14 protein-coding genes and 2 tRNA genes are annotated in these 18647 nt (G+C 39.3%); 5 read left to right on the forward strand and 11 right to left on the reverse strand.

Translation table 11 applies throughout. The features are described from left to right. Window positions 1-57: 57 nt before the first annotated feature. The 3 genes from pruA to FCR2A7T_RS07485 form a co-directional block, all read right to left on the reverse strand. The gene (gene pruA, locus FCR2A7T_RS07475) at window positions 58-1683 is read right to left on the reverse strand and encodes an L-glutamate gamma-semialdehyde dehydrogenase (protein WP_023570674.1); all 1626 of its coding nucleotides are present in this window, start codon (window positions 1681-1683) and stop codon (window positions 58-60) included. A 104-nt stretch (window positions 1684-1787) separates the two neighbouring features. Continuing rightward, window positions 1788-2174, reverse strand: a complete 387-nt coding sequence (apaG, locus tag FCR2A7T_RS07480) for a Co2+/Mg2+ efflux protein ApaG (protein WP_023575468.1) — start codon at window positions 2172-2174, stop codon at window positions 1788-1790. 76 nt (window positions 2175-2250) lie between these two features. Beyond that, window positions 2251-3504, reverse strand: a complete 1254-nt coding sequence (locus tag FCR2A7T_RS07485) for a type IX secretion system plug protein (protein ID WP_023570677.1) — start codon at window positions 3502-3504, stop codon at window positions 2251-2253. A gap of 172 nt (window positions 3505-3676) precedes the next feature. On the opposite strand from FCR2A7T_RS07485, the gene FCR2A7T_RS07490 reads away from it, so the two are divergent. After that, window positions 3677-6490, forward strand: a complete 2814-nt coding sequence (locus FCR2A7T_RS07490) for a M16 family metallopeptidase (protein WP_023570678.1) — start codon at window positions 3677-3679, stop codon at window positions 6488-6490. 54 nt (window positions 6491-6544) lie between these two features. Here the strand turns inward: FCR2A7T_RS07490 and FCR2A7T_RS07495 are convergent, their stop codons facing one another. After that, entirely contained in the window at window positions 6545-7315 is a 771-nt protein-coding gene (locus FCR2A7T_RS07495; protein WP_035117763.1) for a class I SAM-dependent methyltransferase, read from the reverse strand. Continuing rightward, a complete protein-coding gene (gene map, locus FCR2A7T_RS07500) occupies window positions 7315-8133 on the reverse strand; it encodes a type I methionyl aminopeptidase (RefSeq protein WP_023570680.1) in 819 nt (272 codons plus the stop codon). Before map ends, FCR2A7T_RS07495 begins: the two co-directional genes overlap by 1 nt. 125 nt (window positions 8134-8258) lie before the next feature. Here map and FCR2A7T_RS07505 point away from each other — a divergent pair, with 125 nt between their 5' ends. Continuing rightward, complete coding sequence (locus FCR2A7T_RS07505; protein ID WP_023570681.1) at window positions 8259-9533, forward strand: acetyl-CoA hydrolase/transferase family protein; 1275 nt, start codon at window positions 8259-8261, stop codon at window positions 9531-9533. A 28-nt stretch (window positions 9534-9561) separates the two neighbouring features. Here the strand turns inward: FCR2A7T_RS07505 and FCR2A7T_RS07510 are convergent, their stop codons facing one another. Genes FCR2A7T_RS07510 through FCR2A7T_RS07520 form a run of 3 tightly spaced genes read right to left on the reverse strand, consistent with a single transcriptional unit; the run spans window position 9562 to window position 14452 of the window. Beyond that, window positions 9562-10104 (reverse strand): thioredoxin family protein, encoded by a 543-nt coding sequence (locus FCR2A7T_RS07510; RefSeq protein WP_023570682.1) that lies wholly within the window; start codon window positions 10102-10104, stop codon window positions 9562-9564. A gap of 3 nt (window positions 10105-10107) precedes the next feature. Continuing rightward, the gene (gene gpmI / locus FCR2A7T_RS07515) at window positions 10108-12024 is read right to left on the reverse strand and encodes a 2,3-bisphosphoglycerate-independent phosphoglycerate mutase (protein WP_081709374.1); all 1917 of its coding nucleotides are present in this window, start codon (window positions 12022-12024) and stop codon (window positions 10108-10110) included. Window positions 12025-12028: 4 nt separating this feature from the next. Next, window positions 12029-14452 (reverse strand): DUF5916 domain-containing protein, encoded by a 2424-nt coding sequence (locus tag FCR2A7T_RS07520; RefSeq protein WP_023570684.1) that lies wholly within the window; start codon window positions 14450-14452, stop codon window positions 12029-12031. Window positions 14453-14656: 204 nt separating this feature from the next. Between FCR2A7T_RS07520 and FCR2A7T_RS07525 the strand changes: the two genes are divergently transcribed. After that, complete coding sequence (locus FCR2A7T_RS07525) at window positions 14657-15367, forward strand: murein L,D-transpeptidase catalytic domain family protein (protein WP_023570685.1); 711 nt, start codon at window positions 14657-14659, stop codon at window positions 15365-15367. Here FCR2A7T_RS07525 and FCR2A7T_RS07530 read toward each other — a convergent pair. Then, window positions 15356-16876 carry a L,D-transpeptidase family protein gene (locus FCR2A7T_RS07530; protein WP_051369523.1) on the reverse strand — a complete coding sequence of 507 codons (1521 nt, stop codon included), beginning with the start codon at window positions 16874-16876 and terminating at the stop codon, window positions 15356-15358. The two genes, FCR2A7T_RS07525 and FCR2A7T_RS07530, sit on opposite strands and share 12 nt — an antisense overlap. A 131-nt stretch (window positions 16877-17007) precedes the next feature. Further along, window positions 17008-17445 carry a GNAT family N-acetyltransferase gene (locus FCR2A7T_RS07535; protein WP_023570687.1) on the reverse strand — a complete coding sequence of 146 codons (438 nt, stop codon included), beginning with the start codon at window positions 17443-17445 and terminating at the stop codon, window positions 17008-17010. Window positions 17446-17616: 171 nt separating this feature from the next. Between FCR2A7T_RS07535 and FCR2A7T_RS07540 the strand changes: the two genes are divergently transcribed. After that, window positions 17617-17692 (forward strand) — tRNA-Gly (locus FCR2A7T_RS07540). A gap of 33 nt (window positions 17693-17725) precedes the next feature. Then, a tRNA-Gly gene (locus tag FCR2A7T_RS07545) sits at window positions 17726-17801 on the forward strand. A gap of 47 nt (window positions 17802-17848) precedes the next feature. Here FCR2A7T_RS07545 and FCR2A7T_RS14980 read toward each other — a convergent pair. After that, the gene (locus FCR2A7T_RS14980; protein WP_023570688.1) at window positions 17849-18631 is read right to left on the reverse strand and encodes an RMD1 family protein; all 783 of its coding nucleotides are present in this window, start codon (window positions 18629-18631) and stop codon (window positions 17849-17851) included. Between the last annotated feature and the right edge of the window lie 16 nt (window positions 18632-18647).

The following is an 18647-nucleotide window of genomic DNA, read 5'->3' on the forward strand; positions in this document are numbered from 1 at the left end:
GAAAGAAAAAAGTCGAACCGGTTATGATTCGACTTTTTTCTTTTTATGATAAGATTCTTATCCTAAGAACGGATATCTGTAATCGGTTGGTGTAACGAACGTTTCTTTGATGGTTCTCGGAGAAACCCAACGCAATAAGTTCAATACAGAACCGGCTTTGTCATTAGTTCCTGACGCTCTCGCACCCCCAAATGGCTGCTGACCTACAACAGCTCCGGTTGGTTTGTCGTTGATGTAGAAGTTTCCGGCTGCATTTTCCAATGCTTTGGTAGCTTCCACAATCGCGTAACGATCCTGACTCAAGATTGCTCCGGTCAAGGCGTAGCTTGAAGTGCCGTCTACTAAAGCTAATGTTTCGCTCCATTTGGCATCTTCGTATACGTAAATTGTTAATACAGGTCCGAACAATTCGGTACACATTGTGTTGTATTTCGGATTGGTAGTTAAGATAACGGTTGGTTGAATGAAATACCCAACGGATTTATCATAATTTCCTCCGGCAATGATTTCCGCATCGCTGTCTTTTTTCGCCTGATCAATAAATCCTGCTAATTTGTCAAAAGACTGTTCTGAAATTACCGCAGAAACGAAGTTGCTCATATCGGCAGGAGATCCCATTTTCATAGTTGCTAAATCGGCTAATAATAACTCTTTTACTTCCGGCCATAATGAAGCGGGAATATATGCTCTTGAAGCGGCAGAACATTTCTGACCTTGGTATTCAAAAGCACCTCTCGATAAGGCGGTTGCGATTTGTGCCGGAATAGCGGAAGGGTGTGCCACAACAAAATCTTTTCCGCCTGTTTCCCCAACAATTCTTGGGTAGGTTTTGTATTTGCTGATGTTTTTTCCAATTTCCGCCCACATATCATTGAAAACTCCGGTTGATCCTGTAAAGTGAATGCCTGCAAAATCCGGACTTGATAGTAAAGTGTCTGAAATCATGCCTGAATTCCCGGTTACCATATTGATAACTCCTGCCGGTAAACCAGCCTGTTTGAAAACTTCCATAATCACATTGGCAGAATATACCTGAGTTGCGGCAGGTTTCCAAACTACAACATTCCCCATTAAAGCAGGAGAAGCAGGTAAATTTCCGGCAATAGCAGTAAAGTTAAACGGAGTGATAGCATACACGAATCCTTCTAAAGGGCGGTGCTCCATACGGTTCCATACACCTTCTGAGGATACCGGTTGTTCGGCGTAAATTTTTGTCATGAATTCTACGTTGAAACGTAAGAAGTCAATGAATTCACAAGCTGAATCGATTTCAGCCTGATGAACAGTTTTTGCCTGAGCAATCATGGTTGCGGCATTGATTTTTGCACGGTACGGACCGGCTAGTAATTCAGCTGCTTTTAAAAAGATAGAAGCTCTTTGTTCCCAAGGCATGGCTGCCCATTTTTTCTTAGCCTCCAAAGCAGCGGCAATTGCTTTTTCAATGTGTTCTTTTTCGGCTTCATGGTACTGTCCGACTACGTGTTTGTGGTCGAATGGCGGAGTGATGTTTTTTGTTTTTCCGGTACGGATTTCCTCCGCGCCAATATATAAGGGTACATCTACAGTACTGTTGAACATTTTGTTGAAAGTAGCTGCTACAGCTTCTCTTTCCGGAGTTCCGGGTGCGTATGATTTAACGGGTTCGTTAACCGCTTTTGGAACATTATAAATTCCTTTTGGCATAATTTGTTATAATTTGAGTTATCAAAAATTTCGCGTAGCGAAGATACAAATTATTACCCAATATGATAATCGGTTAGTTGTTAATGCTTTTGTAAAATTTCGGCTTAGTTCAGCGCGAAAGGAGCACTCAATTTAAAAGTAGGAATGATTACGCGAAAACTTCGGGTAGAAGTGAAATTCACCATGTTGAAATAACCGCGCATGGCTCCGAATGGTGAGGAAAGTAAGCAGCCTGAGCTGTAGGTGTGCTTTTCTCCGGGTTTTAAAACAGGTTTTTTGCCGATAACGCCTTCCCCGTCAACAATTTCCAAATCATTAAGGGAGTCGTGGATTTCCCAGTGGCGGGAATTCAATTGCACGGAATCTTTGCTTTGATTTTCGATGGTTACTTCATAGGAAAAGGCAAAATGAATCTTGTAGTTTTTGAAGTACGTACCTTCAAAACTAGTCAGGACAGAAATCTTTATGCCGCTGGTTATTTGTGAAACCATATTTTTTTCGCAAAAATCAATTTATAACTTCAAAAATAAGAAATATTTATTTTTGATTGTAAAATTTATGATTTAATTAATTTGTGATGCTTTCCGAAGTTGCGATGCCTCTTCCGATTACTCTGTCGTAACGGTCGTTGTTTCCTCTGTAATACACTAAAACGAAATAATTGTTTTCCGTCTGATAGAAATTTCCGTCTACCGCATTTTCCTGATCGATTTTTCCGTTTTTATCCGCAATTGCATATTGATAATTGGTAAATCCCTGTTTGATCAATATGGCTTTTTCAAAAAGTCCTTTTTCAGCGTTGTAGTCCATCTTGTATTCCGGGGAGAGCGAATAATTGTTAAACATACCCACAATATAGACGTCTTTTTTGTCCATGAACGTATTGGTGTTCAGTGTAAAGTACACCCAGGAGTAATCGGCTTCCAGATTGTTGTTTTCAGCATTTATTTTGTTGGGTAAAAACCGTCCGTTAATGTCTGGAAAGTAGGTGTACGGGTTGTTTCTTCTGGCGGTATTCATATACAGGTGGGTGTTGTAAATTTCACCGGCACTTACATGTCCAACGTTGTTGCTTACCGTTCGGATGTCTTTGTTTTCAAAATATAAATATTCGTTTCCGGCCCAAAACTGCGTTTCTTTATTGTAGCGGTAAATTAAATCTGATCCAATGGTGTATTGCGGTTTTACATTGTATATCGCGTTGTCCAGTCGTCCGTTTTGAAAAAGGGCAACTTTAACGTTTTGTATCGGATTCTGTAAAATATTGTCGCCCATTTTTACCACGAAATCCAGATTTTGCATTCCGTCTATTGTTGATAAATCTCGGGAACGTTTGATTTGTAACGGAACTGAAAGCTGTTCGTCGTAAATGATGAACTTGCGGGAAAAAACCAACTCTTGGTCCGAATTGAAGATTTTCAGCATATAATTTCCGGTAAGCAGAATCCGGTTGAATTTGTTTGGAAACGTTTGCGAATAATGCGAGTAAATCTGTAGTGTATTAAATGAATTCTGATAATTCATGATGCGTTGGTTGTCCATTCCCTGTAAATATTCAGCTTTACCAAGTTGGGTAGGAGTCCAGTCGTAATTGTATTGCGTGATGGTGTAATAGTAATCGGCTTCGTTTCCGTAAAGATCATCAAATTCCAATTGAAAGGAATCGCCCAACCGAAACATCGGAATCATAACATTTCCATTTTGGATGAAAGCTACGGTTTTGATGTTAAAAGGCGGTGTAACTTCTTTTTCTACCTGTGCATATCCCTGTACTAAACTTGCAAAAACGAGTAAAAGCGAAAATATTTTTTTTGTAATCATCTTTTATGCAGAAGAAATTAAGTTGTAAATATAATGATTAACATTGATTTAAATCGTTTTGATGTTTCAGGATTGTTCATGTCTTGAAAAAAATGTTAAATTAAGTATAATAAAAAACTTACTTTTAAGTTATATGAATAGTTTTACAAAATAATAATTAACTAAAACCTTTATGAAACAACTCAACAAATTAACCTTTGGGTTATTGCTGTTTCCGGCAGTATTCTTTGCTCAGGAAATGGATTGGTCAAAAACCATTCCTTTTGATCCGGAAGTGAAGACCGGAAAACTGAAAAACGGATTAACCTATTACATCAAGAAAAATGCCAAGCCCGAAAACAAAGTGGATTTGCGATTGGTGGTAAATGCGGGATCAATTCTGGAAGCAGATGATCAGCAAGGATTGGCGCATTTTATGGAACACATGTGTTTTAACGGAACAAAGCGTTTTCCTAAAAATCAACTGGTGGATTATCTGCAAAGTATCGGGGTGAAATTCGGACAGCATTTAAACGCATACACCAGTTTTGATGAAACGGTTTATTTTTTGCCGATTCCGTCCGACAGCCCTGAAAAATTGGAAAAAGGATTCCAGATTATTGAAGATTGGGCATTCAATACCGTATTAACACCGGAAGAAATCGATAAGGAAAGAGGTGTTGTTTTAGAAGAATATCGTTTAGGTTTGGGCGCTCAAAAAAGAATGATGGGGCGTTTTATGCCAAAAATGATGTACAATTCGCATTATGCAAAACGTTTGCCAATCGGTCAAAAAGAAATTCTTGAAAAATTCAAACATGAGGCATTAATTCGTTTTTATAAAGACTGGTATCGTCCGAACCTGATGAGTGTTATCGTGGTAGGAGATATTGATGTGGCGCAAATGGAGCAAAAAATCATCGATCATTTTTCAAATTACCAAAATCCGAAAAACGAAAAGCCAAGAAAAACATTTGACGTTCCCAATCACAAAGAAACTTTTGTAGCCATCGAAAGTGATAAAGAAGCGCCAAGTGCACAAGTACAGTTAATGTATAAAGATGCCGGAACACCAAAACCGGTAGTGAATTTAAAAGATTTTAAAGACGAGTTGGCTGAAGGCTTGTTCACCTCGATGTTAAATGCGCGTTTGGATGAGCTTACCAATTCGGCAACACCGCCGTTTACTTATGGTTATTCGTATCACGGAAGAGCCTGGGCCAGAACAAAAGAAGCTTATCAGTCAGTTGCGATGTCACAGGAAGATAAACAAATTGAGGCTTTGAAAGTATTAGTAAAAGAAAACGAACGTGTTAAGAAATTTGGGTTTACCCAAGGCGAATTGGATCGTGCCAAAGCTGATTTCCTGTCCATGATAGAGAAGAGTTATAACGAACGCTCCAAAACCAATTCCGAAAATTTCGTAAGCGATTACCAGTCGCATTTCTTAGAAAAAGAGCCGGTTCCGGGAATCGTTTGGACGTTTGAAACCTTCAAACAAATGTTGCCGTTAATTCAATTGAAAGACGTAAACGGGTTGATTAAAGAGTTTATCAAAGATGAAAACCGCGTGGTGATTTTAACCGGTCCGGAAAAAGAAGGTCTTAAAAAAGCAACCGAGCAGGAAGTTTTAAATGCGTTAAAAGTAAATGATGCTGAAATCACTCCGTATGAAGATGTTGCTGTAGCGAAAGGATTGTTGCGAACAGAACCGAATGCAGGAACCATTGTACGCCGTGAAAGCAATGAAAAATTAGGAACTAAAACGTTGTTCTTGTCCAACGGAGCAAAAGTGACCTACAAAAAAACCGATTTTAAAAACGATGAGGTGGTTTTTGAAGCGGTAAGTTTCGGTGGGAGCAATTTGTATTCCGATGCCGAAATGAAAAAAGTACAGTTTGCAAACGGTGCCTTGACCGAAGCTGGTTTTTCAGGTTTGAAATTAAACGACATTAATAAATTTATGACGGGTAAAATTGCATCGGTGAGTCCTTATGTTGGCAATATCAGCGAAGGGTTAAGAGGAAATGCAACTCCAAAAGACCTGGAATATCTGTTCCAGCAAACCTATGCGTATTTCACCGATTTAAATTATGATACTGAAGCTTTTGAAGGATACAAACAAAAGCAATCGGCGTTTTATAAAAATATGACTTCCCAGCCGGCGTTTTATTTTCAGCAGGAGTTTTACACTTATCTGAACAAGGAAAACCCGCGGTTTAATGGTTTGGTTCCTACAGATAAGACCTGGGCGGAAACCGATTATAAATTAGCCTATGATAAATTCAAAGAACGTTTTGCCAATGCGGCTGATTTTGAGTTTTTCTTCGTAGGAAACATTGATGACAAAGTTATCGAAGAATATGCGACTAAATATTTAGCGTCATTGCCGGCAACGCCAATGAAAGAAAAAGCTAAAGATTTGGGGTACCGAATGCTGAAAGGAGAACATAAAAAAGTGGTGAACAAAGGAAAAGATCCTAAGAGTACCGTAAATATTATGTTTTATGGCGATGCACAATATTCAGCCAAAGAGGCTTTTGCCATGCAGGCTTTGGGTGAAATCCTAACCATTAAACTGATAGAACAGTTACGTGAAAACGAAAGCGGTGTTTATGGAGTAGGAGCGCGCGGCAGCATGAGTAAAGTGCCTTATGGGTATTTCAATTTCAATATCTCTTTCCCTTGCGGACCGGATAATGCCGAAAAACTAACCGCTTCTGCGTTAAGCGAACTTAATAAAATTATCGCTAACGGACCGGAAGCAAAGGATTTGGCTAAGTTTAAAGAAGGTGAATTGCTGGACTTTAAAAAAGAAAGCAAAGAAAATAAATTCTGGTTATCGAACTTTACCCGATCATTCACGAACGGACAAAGTGCTGAAGAAGTTTTGAAATTTGAAGAAAAAGTCAACGCTTTAACCGCAAATGAAATTCAGGATGTGGCTAAAAAGTACCTAACAAAAGAGAAAGTGGTAGGAATGCTAATGCCCGAAAACAATAAATAATAAATTGGTAGTTGGTTAAATGAAAAACTCCCCGTACTTGTGCGGGGAGTTTTTTTATTTATAACAAACCGGAATAATTTCGCCTTTAGCCAAACAATATTTTTCAACCAGTTCAGGACTTAATTTATTGGTGTAGTCTTCTTCGATTACTTTGAAACCGATACTTCTTAGTTTGTCGAAATAGTCTCTTCCGTATACACGAACATGATCGTATTGTCCAAAAATCTTAGCACGCTCTTTAGGATCGGTTATAGAATCGTCTGCAAATGTGGTCGCTCTCGATAAATCCTGCGGAATCTGAAAAATTCCCATGCCTCCGGGTTTTAAAACGCGGTACAATTCCTGCATCGCTTTAGTGTCGTCCGGAATGTGTTCCAAAACATGATTGCAAAAAATCACATCATAGGAGTTGTCTTCAAACGGTAAGTTGCAAATGTCGGCTTTCACATCCGCTAACGGAGAAAGCAAATCAGTTGTGGTATATTCGATGTTTTGCTGTTTTCTGAAACGTTTGTAAAATTCCTGCTCCGGAGCAAAATGCAATACTTTTTTCTTTTCGGTAGCGGTAAAAAAATCGGTTTCGTTTTTTAAATAGAGCCAAAGCAAACGGTGTCTTTCTAAAGACAAAGTGCTTGGTGATAATACATTATTGCGCTGTGTGCCGTAACCGTAAGGTAAAAACATCCGGAAACTTTTTCCGTCGATAGGATCGGTGAAGGTGTTTCCTTTTAGTAAAAAGGCCAAAACAGGACGTGCCACAATACTTAAACGGATCAAGATTGGACGCGGAATGGTGTTTAAGATGAATTTGAAAAGTTTCTTCATTAGATAACAAACGGTTGTTTCCTAAATTCATTTTCTTCATCAGAAGTAATTCCCAAAGCCTGATAAACATAAGCAAAGGTAGAAAGCAATTCCGGTTTTCCATCGATAATTGCCACATCATGCTCAAAATGTGCTGAGGGTTTGTTGTCGGCCGTAGTAATGGTCCAGCCGTCTTTGTGTTGTTTGATGTTTTTCGTTCCCTGATTAATCATCGGTTCAATGGCTACCACCATTCCTTCAACCAACAGTTTTCCACGACCTTTTTTGCCGTAATTCGGCATCTCCGGTGCTTCGTGCATTGTACGTCCTAAACCGTGGCCTACCAATTCGCGTACTACTCCGTAACCGTGGTTTTCACAATATTTCTGAATCGCATTTCCAACGTCTTCCGTACGGTTGCCGGCTTTCAGTTCGCGGATGCCCACGTAAAGCGATTCTTTGGTAACTTTTAATAGTTTTTTGGTAGCGTCACTGACTTCGCCTACTTCAAAAGTATAGGCGTGATCGCCGTAAAATCCGTTTTTCAAAGCACCACAATCTACAGAAATAATGTCGCCACTTTCCAAAGGTTTGTCATTTGGGATACCATGAACCACTTGGCTGTTCGGACTCATGCAAAGTGAATTCGGGAAACCGTACATTCCTAAAAATGCCGGAGTGGCACCGTGGTCACGAATAAACGTTTCGGCTAATTTGTCTAAATATAGAGTGCTCACGCCGGGTTTAATTTCCGAAGCAATCATTCCAAGGGTTTTTGAAACGATTAACGCACTTTCGCGCATCAATTCGATTTCTTCACGGGTTTTAACGATAATCATAGCTACAAATTGTTGGACTGCAAAAATACAACATTCTATTGATAAATCTTTAATTGATGTTTCGTTATGAGTTTTGTCATATTTTCGTAACTTATGAGTGCTTAATTTTGTTTAAAATTAAAGGTATGAGTAAATATGTTACGGCAGCGGAAGCTGTCAAAGTAGTACAATCCGGAGATCGGATTTACGTTCAGGCCGCAGCTGCAACGCCGTCGGTTTTAACCAAAGCGTTAGCGGAAAGAGCAGCAGAATTACGAAATGTTGAGGTGTGTCATTTGCATACCGAAGGCGATGCACCCTACGCTAATCCGGAATTGTCAGAGAATTTTCATGTGAATTCTTTTTTCATCGGAAGTAATGTTCGTCATACGCTTGCCGCCGGAAACGGATCGTATACGCCGGTTTTTTTAAGTGAACTGCCACTGCTTTTCAGAAAAAAAGTACTGCCACTGAACGCGGTTTTCATTCATGTTTCGCCACCCGACAATCATGGTTATTGTTCGTTGGGGACATCGGTAGAGGCAACCTTGGCGGCAATTGAAAATTCGGAAACGGTTATTGCGCAAGTAAATCCGAAAATGCCGCGTACTTTCGGTGATGGAATTTTGCATGTTTCTGAAATTGATTATTTGGTTGAGGTTGATGATGCGATTCATGGTCACGGAATGGGAGAAATCTCTCCGGACGAAGAGAAAATCGGGAGTTTTGTAGCCAGTCTGATTGAAGATAAAAGTACGCTGCAAATGGGAATCGGTTCGATACCGAATGCCGCTTTGGCGAAACTTACGAATCATAAAGATTTGGGTTTACACACCGAAATGTTTTCTGATGGTGTAATCGATTTGATTGAAAACGACGTGATTAACTGTAATTATAAAGGCGTGAATCGCGGTCGTGCTTTGGCGACATTTTTAGTGGGATCTCAACGGTTGTATGATTTTGTGGATAATAATCCGTTTATCGAAATGCGGGAATCGTCGTATGTGAATGATACGGCAATAATTCGTCGAAATCCGCGAATGGTAGCAATTAATTCTGCAATAGAAGTCGATGTAACAGGGCAGGTGTGTGCCGATTCGATTGGTGCCAAAATGTATTCCGGTGTGGGCGGACAAATGGATTTTATCCGCGGTGCCTCGTTAAGTGAAGGCGGAAAGGCGATTATCGCTTTGCCCTCAGTAACCAAAAGAGGGGAGAGCCGAATTGTTCCATATCTGAAACAAGGCGCAGGTGTGGTAACCACACGTTCTCATGTACATCACATCATTACCGAAAACGGAATTGCGAATTTATACGGGAAAACATTAAAACAGCGTTTTGCCGAAATGGTAAAAATTGCACATCCGAACCATCAGGAATGGATTGAAAGAGAATATCATACGATGATAAAAAACATATAAAAAGAAAAAGCTCCAAACGGAGCCTTTTTTAATTTTCGTATGCGTGTTTGTAAGGTTGTCCCGTTACAATTTTATGCATGTCTTTTTCCAGTGTTTCCATCGGGCGCTCTACGATGCGGTGCAATTCTTTTCCGTCTTTGTAGATAATAAAGGTGGGAACATTGGTGATGTTTAACCCTTTTTCCAGCTGTTCCGGAGTAGTTTTGTTTTTATCAACCGTAATTAAGGTAACATTGGCATCGTTGAATTGCAGCGCTTCCAGAATTTTATAAAAATGAGGTACTTGCTGTTGACTGTCTTCGCACCACGTTCCCATAAAAACAGTAATGGAAATGTCGCGGATATTTTTCTTTAAATCGTTTATAATAGCGGCATCCGGTTTATAATTATCATGGTTCGGATTGTACCAAAGATTGTAAGGAAGTTTTAAAAGCTCCTCTTTGGTTCGTTTTCCCACTAGCATTTCATTGGTTGTTACAACCGTTGTTTCTGAGGTCATAATTGGTTTGGTTTGGGCTTTACAGCTAATAATTGTAGTGGTAAGCGCTATTAATGTGATGACTTTTTTCATATTTTAAGCGGAATAATCAGGAATTTCATCTAGAATCATTTTATTGCCGTCCTCATCATAATAGGAACAGGTCATGTCGGTAAAATCGCAAACCCATTTGTCAGCTCCGGCTGCGGCAGCCTGATGGCAAAATGTTATATAATCGGTTTTTCCTTCCTGATGGGCAAAAATAACACGTTCCAATTCAAATGTTGATTGGTCGTCTGATATGATAATAGTTTCGTATTTGGGTTCGCTTTCAAGGATGAAATTGTCTTTTCCGAAATAAACGGTTTTACCATTCGAAACATGAGTTTCATAGGAAGTTACCCCTAGTTTTTTTAATTCTGCGGCATATTTAGGAAAATCAACTCCCGATTTTATTTTGCTTTGTACTTCTTGGATTTGTTCAATTGAAAATGGCGCAATTAATGAATGTCTTGTCATTACTTTTGGTTTTTTGATACCCATTAAATCTAAAATGGTGGGAGCGATGTCGCCTAAAACACCATCGTGAATTTGTTTTAATTCTTTGTCAACTAGAATAATAGGTACCGGATTAGTAGTATGTGCTGTGTTAGGTGTTCCGTCAGGGTTAATCATGGTTTCGCAGTTGCCGTGATCGGCAATGACAATAGTGGTGTAATTGTTTTCCAAAGCGGTTTCAATCACTTCTTTTACGCAAACATCAACGGCTTCACAGGCTTTGATGGCTGCTTCCATTACGCCGGTATGTCCTACCATATCGCCATTGGCAAAATTTAAACAAACGAAATCCACTTCGCCTTTTTTAAGTTCGGGAATCAATTTGTCTTTTATATCGAAAGCGCTCATTTCGGGTTGCAAATCGTAAGTCGCCACTTTTGGAGACGGACAAAGTAAGCGTCGTTCACCAATAAAAGGGGTTTCACGGCCACCGGAAAAGAAAAAGGTTACGTGTGGATATTTTTCGGTTTCGGCAATTCGGATTTGCAGTTTATTGTTGTATTCCAAAACTTCACCTAAGGTTTCAGTAAGGTTGTCTTTGTCGTAAATCACATGTACATTTTCAAAGGTATCGTCATAATTGGTCATTGTGACATAATACAAATTAAGTTTGTGCATGTTCTGCTCGTGGAAATCTTTTTGCGATAACGCTTCGGTCAATTGTCTTCCCCGGTCGGTTCTGAAGTTGAAGAAAATCACGACGTCGTTTTCCTGAACAGTTGCAATCGGCTTGTTGTTGGTGTCAACCATAACAATCGGCTCGATGAATTCGTCGGTAACGTGATTGTGATAGCTCGATAAGATGCTGTTCACGGCATTGATGGAATGAATTCCGGTTCCGTTTACAATCAAATCATAGGCTTTTTTTACACGCTCCCAACGTTTGTCACGGTCCATCGCATAATAACGCCCTACAACGGAAGCTAGTTTTGCCGAGGAATTTTGAAGGTATTTTTCTAAATCCTGAATGTATTTCGCACCCGATTTTGGATCGACATCGCGACCGTCCGTAAAGGCATGAACGAAAACGTTCTGTAAACCAAAGTCGTTTGCAGCGTCGAGCAAACCTCTTAAATGCGATGTATGGGAATGTACACCACCATCGGAAACCAAGCCCAAAAAATGAACATTTTTATTATTTTTTTTGGCATATTCGAAGGCATCGCGCAGTACTTTTTCCTGATGTAAGGTTTTGTGTTCCACGGCCAGGTTGATTTTTGCCAAATCCTGATACACAATACGTCCGGCGCCCAAATTCATGTGGCCTACTTCAGAATTTCCCATTTGTCCTTCCGGCAACCCTACGTTTAATCCGTCAGTTCGTAATTGGGCATTGGGATATTTCGTGTACAAGCTATTTATAAATGGGATATTGGCGTTGTCTATCGCGGAAACTTTCGGATCGGGAGATTTTCCCCAACCGTCCAAAATCATTAAAATTACTTTCCTATTCATGGTATTACAGCCAGTTTTTGGCTTTGTTATAATCAATTAAATACTTAACACTCACAGAAAACGTGTGATTTAAATCGTTCTCTAAAGTATGCGCTAAGTTATCAATTATATTTTTATTTAAGCGCTGTTCGTAATGAATTGCGTTATTTCTGTATAAAACGGAAATCTGACTTCCCGGTGCAAACCACCAGGTATAAGACAAATCATAATTCCACGATTTGAAATTATCGTTATTGTTCTGATCGTAAGTGGTATTCGGTGCAAAATAACCGTCTTCCAAAAGAGTCAGGTAATTTTTTATTTCGGAATACGACCAATAATAACGCACCTTCATGTTAAATGTCATTTGACTGTTGATGGCGTATTTTCCGGAAACGGAATTTTCAATGGTGGTTACATTTCTGTTGGCGAAAATAATATCGGAAGCTGCTTTGTCTACGAAACCTTTGTCGTTATTGTCTCTGGCAAAGTTGATTCCGTAGGATAAGAATAATTTGTCGCTCAAGCGGAATCGCGGACCGGCGCTAAAACCATACGAATTTCTCTTGGTCTGGTCGTAAATATAAAAATACGGATTGAAGTCGAATGCAAACGGATTGTTGTAATTAGTGGAAACGTAAAACCAACCGCCGTAATTTTTTGGTCGGTACACGTAACGGTTTGCCGTTCTGGGTTGGTAGAAATCATAGGTTTCGATTGGATTGAAGTCTAACCCGATTCCGAAATCATCGTTCTTTTTGTTCGAGAAATTGATGCTGGTGCCAACCCAGGCATTTTGCAGTTTTCCCGTTTCGTTTTGCCATTCAAACGAACTGTTGGCATTGTAATAAAAAGAGTTGAACGTTTTGGTTGGATTCAGGATTCGATAGCTGAAATTTCCGAAAAAATTATGGTAATTCTTCGTGAAATTAATACCCATATCGTTGATGTTGAAATCTTTGGAAACATAATTTCCACCACCACTGAAGCGGTATTTTCCAAAGGTTTTTGCAATATAAAGATTGGAACTGAATCCATTTTTGTCTTCGATATCGTTTATCGTACTGTATTTAAAGTTACCCGAAAGTTTATAAGTATTCGCTTTGGTGTTTAAATCGAAAAGCAAAGCCGACGCATTGGCATCCCTGTAACTTCCGTTTCGCATTACACTGGTATTTACAAAGCTTACAGACGAGTTTTTTCGGAAACGTTGATCGAATACCAATACATTATAATTTGCTAAAGGTTCCACCACTTCGTTTCGGGTTTCTCCGGTAACGTTATTGACTATGGAAACTTCGGTTTTTTCGGTAACCGCATTTAAAATTCCGATACCCAGTCCTTTGGAAGTTCTTCCGGAAACTTTTAGGGCATTCAGCAAATTGATGGCGCCCGGTTCTTCCTGTACGGACTCATTTTCGTTTAACGTCACTTTTCCCGAAGGTTTGCTTCCGATTCTGCGGGAATAAAACAAGCCGCCTTTGTTGAATAAATCGGTTCCTTCGGTAAAGAAAGCCCTGTTTTCATTGAGTTGTTGTTCGAACGGGCCAAGGTTCAGAATTTTATTGTCGAAAACGGTCTGCCCGAAATCGGGAACTAAAATGGCATCTAGGGTAAACGAATCGTTGATGCCGTATTTAATGTCCATTCCGCCTTTTAAAGTGGTTTCGGTTCCTTCTTTATTCTGATTTACATAACCCGACGCATAAGGAATTAAAAATAGTCTTGTTGGTGGTTTGATGTTTTCGATTCCGGTTAAAACGCCTGCCTGTTGCATGATGTTTCCGATGTTGGCATCAATTTTATTCCAGGCATATTTTTGTTTTTTGTAGCGTACTTCCCTAAAAAAATTCACTCCCCAAACCTGTTTGTCTTTTTTGGAGAAACGAATGGCGGCATATGGGATTTTCATTTCGACTGTCCAACCAAAATCGGTCATTTTTACAGCACTGTACCAAATGCCGTCCCAGGAATAATCTTCACCGTTTTCCTGCGTGGCGATGCAATCCATTTGGGTTCCTGCGGCGCTTACAATCAATCGGAAATCCTGTTGCCCGTCGTTGTAGCCGTTCAGAAATATACCAAAATGATCCGAAGTCCCGAAGTTGTCCCTTTGGGTGATTTCCTTGAGCATGTTTGCGCTGTCCTGATACAATTCTGCTCCTATATATATACCATCGTTATCATAGGCTACGCGCACAATACTTTTTTCGTTTTTCAGCTCGGGTTTTCCGTTGTCGGGTTGGAACATTACAAAGTCTGTTGCCGTTTGTGCATTTTTCCAAAAAGGTTCGTCTAATTTTCCGTCGATGGTAACGGTTTGGTCGGTTCTGAGAACGGTTAGCGTTTTTTTTGCTGCAATGTTTGGTAATTCCGGCGAAATGCTTTCTTGCGAAAAGCCAATAGAAGTACAAATAAAGCTTACTACTAACGACAGCTTTAAATTCATTTTTTGATTTTTTTGATGATTGACATGTCAAAGATAAATATTTACGTCAACCCTTGTGAATATTAAGAAATGTTTAACTATGAGGAAATTACGCAATCGATGAAATGTTAAATTTTACCGACAAACTGCAAAAAAAATTTGGTGGTTTAATTTATTTGTATATTTTTGGAACGACTTAACTATAACATAACAACTAGAATATCAATGATTTACAGAGTATTGCCGATTTTGTTTTTGTTCCTGTTATCTTTCAAACCCATTACGGTAGCAGAGAACAACGATCCGAAGTTATTGGCTGCAAATGCAAAGGCTTCCCTAGAATTAAAGGTTAAGAATTTATACAATTCTTTAGATGTGAAATCTTTTTCAATGCCCCAATTGGAGTGTTTTTCTAAAGCATTAGAAGGCTATTATCAATTGAAAGAAAAAGGAATTGTTCAGAAAGAAATCTTAACAATTGTCGACTTCAGTTTGTCATCAACTCAAAAAAGACTTTGGGTTATTGATATGGTTACCAACAGTGTTTTGTTGCAATCAGTGGTTTCTCACGGGAGAAACAGTGGTGAGGAGTTTGCTACTTCGTTTTCCAATGAGAGCAATTCCAATAAAAGCAGTTTAGGTTTTTATGCTACCGGAGAAACGTATAACGGAAAACACGGATTGTCTTTAAAGTTAGACGGTTTGGAATACGGAATTAACGACAACGCCAGAAACAGAGCGGTTGTAATGCACGGTGCGGATTATGCTGCAGAAAGTGTTATCAGACAGCAGGGACGTTTAGGCAGAAGCCAAGGTTGTCCGGCAGTTCCGTTTGCGATTCACAAAGAAATCATCAACTTGATCAAAGATAAATCATGTTTGTTTATTTATCATCCGTCAAGAACGTATGAAAAACAGTCGAAATTAGTTTCGTAGTTTTTGATATAATTCGAAATCGAGGTTGTAAATGTCGTTTCGAAACTGAAATCCATTCTCATTCATCCAAGCTGTCCAATATAGAACGTGAATCAGAATGGGTTTTTTTATTGGAATTCCCGAGGTTTTTTTACTGGCGATGATTTTCTCCACGCGTTCTTTGTTCATGACGCTTTCATCGGCTTCCAAAATGTAATAGGCCAAATCGAACGGATTTTCCACACGTATACAGCCTGAACTCAGTGCGCGTCCGCTCAATCCGAAGAAATCCCGGTGGTTGGTGTCGTGCAAATAGACCAAGTGACTGTTCGGAAAATTAAATTTCACCAATCCTAAAGAATTATTATATCCCGGTTTTTGAACGTAACGGTAATTGTTGGGCTTCGAAGCGTTCCAGTTGCTCGGATTGACTTCCTGTCCTTTCGAATTGTAAATGGTAATTCCGGTTGCGGCAAAATACCCTCTGTTTTTGGCAGCGGTCGGACCCAGATCTTCTTTGATAATGGTCGGCGGAACGGTCCAAGTCGGGTTAATTACCAAATTGCTGAATTTTGAAGAAAGCACCGGCGTTTTTCGTTTGTCACGACCAACCACTACTTTGTGTACCTGAATGGTGTCGTTTTCTTTTACCAGATGCAATTTGAATTCAGGAATATTGATCACCACATAGGTTTCGCCCAAATTTCTCGGAAACCATCTCCAGCGTTCCAAATTGGCTATAATTTGCTGTTTGCGTTGGTTTTTTGTAAAATTCAAGGCGGCAACTGTTCCTTTTCCGATGATTCCGTCTGCTAGTAAGCCATGTCTTTCCTGGAATTTCTTAACCGCAGCTACAGTTTTACTGTCGTAAATTTCGGTTAAGGTGTCCGGTTTTTTATAATCGCCCCAATACGACAGCCTGTTTTTTACCTCTTTTATGGCAGCGATGGTGTCGTTCGGATTGATTTTATCAGCAACGGTTATGGGCGTAAAATCGTCATTTGGCATTTCATTTATTTTAACCAGGCTTTTTTTGAGCAGTCGATAAACAAGATGCGTAGGTTTTAAAGTATCTAGTGTTTTTTCGACCTCATGATTTCTGATGGCTTCCTGAAGCAGATCGATGGCTTTGATTTTTTTTTCATACATGTCCCAATTGGTATAGAGTTGGGTTGGATTCAGTTTTCCGTTGTATAAATGATTGGCCAGTTTTTGGAACGATTCCGTCAGAAGAATGTCGGCAGCAACGATTTCTTGATTGGAACGTTTTTCTTTTGAATTTTCGTTCTTTTCCAGTTGACTTAAGTTGTAGTCTTCGGGATTCAGTCCTTCGGCTTCCGTTTCTTTGATTAAATCGATTAGGTTTTTTTTGTCTTTGGTTTCCGTCCAAACGGTTTTGAAAAGATTGTTTCGGTAAAATTCTTTGATGCGTTCGGATTTGTTACTGAGGAAAGTGCTGTCAAACGCAATCGATTTTGGGGAAGTTATCGGAATTACTTTTACCGTATCGTTCTGAACATTTCTTGCCAATACAGTTTCTTTTTTACAACTGATTATTAAAAAAGGGAGTATAAAAAAGAGGTATTTGTATGACATAATTCTGTTTAATTTTCTTACTGCAAGGTACGAAATGTGGGCTTTCGGTTTTTATTTTTTAACATTTAGATGCATTTGAGCATTACAAAATGCGTGCCGATTTCGCTTATTTCAAAAGCATTTCCTTTAATTTTGTAGTTTAATTTTTCATAAAAAGGAACCGCATTTTCTCTGGCGTTGAACCAGATAAGTTCGCCTTTTTTTTCTTTTACGTAGTGCTCTGTTTTTTTCATCAGTTGTTCGCCAAGTCCTTTTCGCTGGTGTTTTTCTAAAACCGCCATGCCACGAACCTGGTACTGCTCTTTCTTGATGAAATTGGGATTGTTGACTTTAAAAACCGAAACCACCCCAATTACTTTATCGTTTTTAAACATTCCGAAATGGGCTGTAGTGCCCAGATTATCGCCTTCGAAATGGCAACTATCTATAGGTTTTCCGGGTCTTAAAACAGGTTGTCGTACGGAAAAAGTTTCTTCAGCTTCTATTTGACGGATAAAAATCATAATTTTTCAGTTGAGTTTATACACAATTATAAAAGCGTAACGATTTAATACTAAATTAATTATATACAAGATGTAAAAGCGGCTGAAAAGTTGCTTCAAAAAACAAAATATTTTTTTTGAAAAAAGTTTGTTTTGAAAAAAAATATTTGTCTATATTTGCACCTCAATAATGCGGAAGTAGCTCAGTTGGTAGAGCTCCAGCCTTCCAAGCTGGTTGTCGCGAGTTCGAGCCTCGTCTTCCGCTCCAAAAACTTGATGAAGTTTTAAAAAATCATCACCTGCGGAAGTAGCTCAGTTGGTAGAGCTCCAGCCTTCCAAGCTGGTTGTCGCGAGTTCGAGCCTCGTCTTCCGCTCCAAGCCCCAAACTTTCGATTGGGGCTTTTTTATTGGCTTAAATTTTATTTTAATGGACAAATAATGCCATTATTATTTCGAAAGCAATCAAGGCGATGATGATCCATTCCAAACGATGGCTTTCCCTAACATTTAGTACATCGGTAAACAGCGTAAGGTTGTCTTCCACAATCTGTAAGCGGTAGTCGAGATCTTTGAATCGCGGATGGATGTCAAAATTATTCTTCAGATTCCGGTTGAGCAGGTTGAGTTCCTCGTTGTCCCAAACCAGATTGGGGTCGTCCAGAATGTATAAATTATCAACGATACTGTTTTTGACATTCAGTACTTTGCCTATGTATTTCAGTAAATTGGTTTTTGAAATACTGAGCCTTCCTTTTTGTTCCAATTCCAAAATGTAGTGTTTGGAGGAAGTAATTAATTCGTCGGTTAGTACTTCATAATGTTCAAGTGCTACCGACTGACCGATGTTCAGCATTACGATCCGAAGCAGTGAAGGATCAATATTCGGAACCGTAACATAATCATTCTTAACGATAGGTTTGGATTCTTTCGGATCGATTTCGATGCGGTATTCCTCGGATAAATTTAAATCGACAGGATTTGTGGTGTAATTTTTAACAAAATTCAGGAATTCGCTTTTGGCTACCGGATCATAATTGGCAAAAACGACCACACCATAGTCGAAAATGTAGAGATAACTGTTGTATTCCGTAAGGGCGTAAAATACTTCGGCAGTCGAGCCTGAAAAGGCTTCTGTGCGAAATTCAGTCCGAAACTTTTTGATATTGAAAGATTCGGCAACCTGGATTGCTTCGATTCTGATTTTCATAACAAACGGATTTATA

The sequence above is a fragment of the Flavobacterium cauense R2A-7 genome (assembly GCF_000498475.1).
Lineage (GTDB): Bacteria > Bacteroidota > Bacteroidia > Flavobacteriales > Flavobacteriaceae > Flavobacterium > Flavobacterium cauense.

Bases quoted from the DNA above. Each gene is read 5' to 3' on its own strand.
- FCR2A7T_RS07525 (WP_023570685.1), top strand. From the start codon at position 14,657: ATGATTTACAGAGTATTGCCGATTTTGTTTTTGTTCCTGTTATCTTTC.
- FCR2A7T_RS07485 (WP_023570677.1), bottom strand. From the start codon at position 3,504: ATGATTACAAAAAAAATATTTTCGCTTTTACTCGTTTTTGCAAGTTTA.
- FCR2A7T_RS07495 (WP_035117763.1), bottom strand. From the start codon at position 7,315: ATGAAGAAACTTTTCAAATTCATCTTAAACACCATTCCGCGTCCAATC.
- FCR2A7T_RS14980 (WP_023570688.1), bottom strand. From the start codon at position 18,631: ATGAAAATCAGAATCGAAGCAATCCAGGTTGCCGAATCTTTCAATATC.
- FCR2A7T_RS07510 (WP_023570682.1), bottom strand. From the start codon at position 10,104: ATGAAAAAAGTCATCACATTAATAGCGCTTACCACTACAATTATTAGC.
- apaG (WP_023575468.1), bottom strand. From the start codon at position 2,174: ATGGTTTCACAAATAACCAGCGGCATAAAGATTTCTGTCCTGACTAGT.
- FCR2A7T_RS07520 (WP_023570684.1), bottom strand. From the start codon at position 14,452: ATGAATTTAAAGCTGTCGTTAGTAGTAAGCTTTATTTGTACTTCTATT.
- FCR2A7T_RS07490 (WP_023570678.1), top strand. From the start codon at position 3,677: ATGAAACAACTCAACAAATTAACCTTTGGGTTATTGCTGTTTCCGGCA.
- gpmI (WP_081709374.1), bottom strand. From the start codon at position 12,024: ATGAATAGGAAAGTAATTTTAATGATTTTGGACGGTTGGGGAAAATCT.
- FCR2A7T_RS07505 (WP_023570681.1), top strand. From the start codon at position 8,259: ATGAGTAAATATGTTACGGCAGCGGAAGCTGTCAAAGTAGTACAATCC.
- pruA (WP_023570674.1), bottom strand. From the start codon at position 1,683: ATGCCAAAAGGAATTTATAATGTTCCAAAAGCGGTTAACGAACCCGTT.
- map (WP_023570680.1), bottom strand. From the start codon at position 8,133: ATGATTATCGTTAAAACCCGTGAAGAAATCGAATTGATGCGCGAAAGT.
- FCR2A7T_RS07535 (WP_023570687.1), bottom strand. From the start codon at position 17,445: ATGATTTTTATCCGTCAAATAGAAGCTGAAGAAACTTTTTCCGTACGA.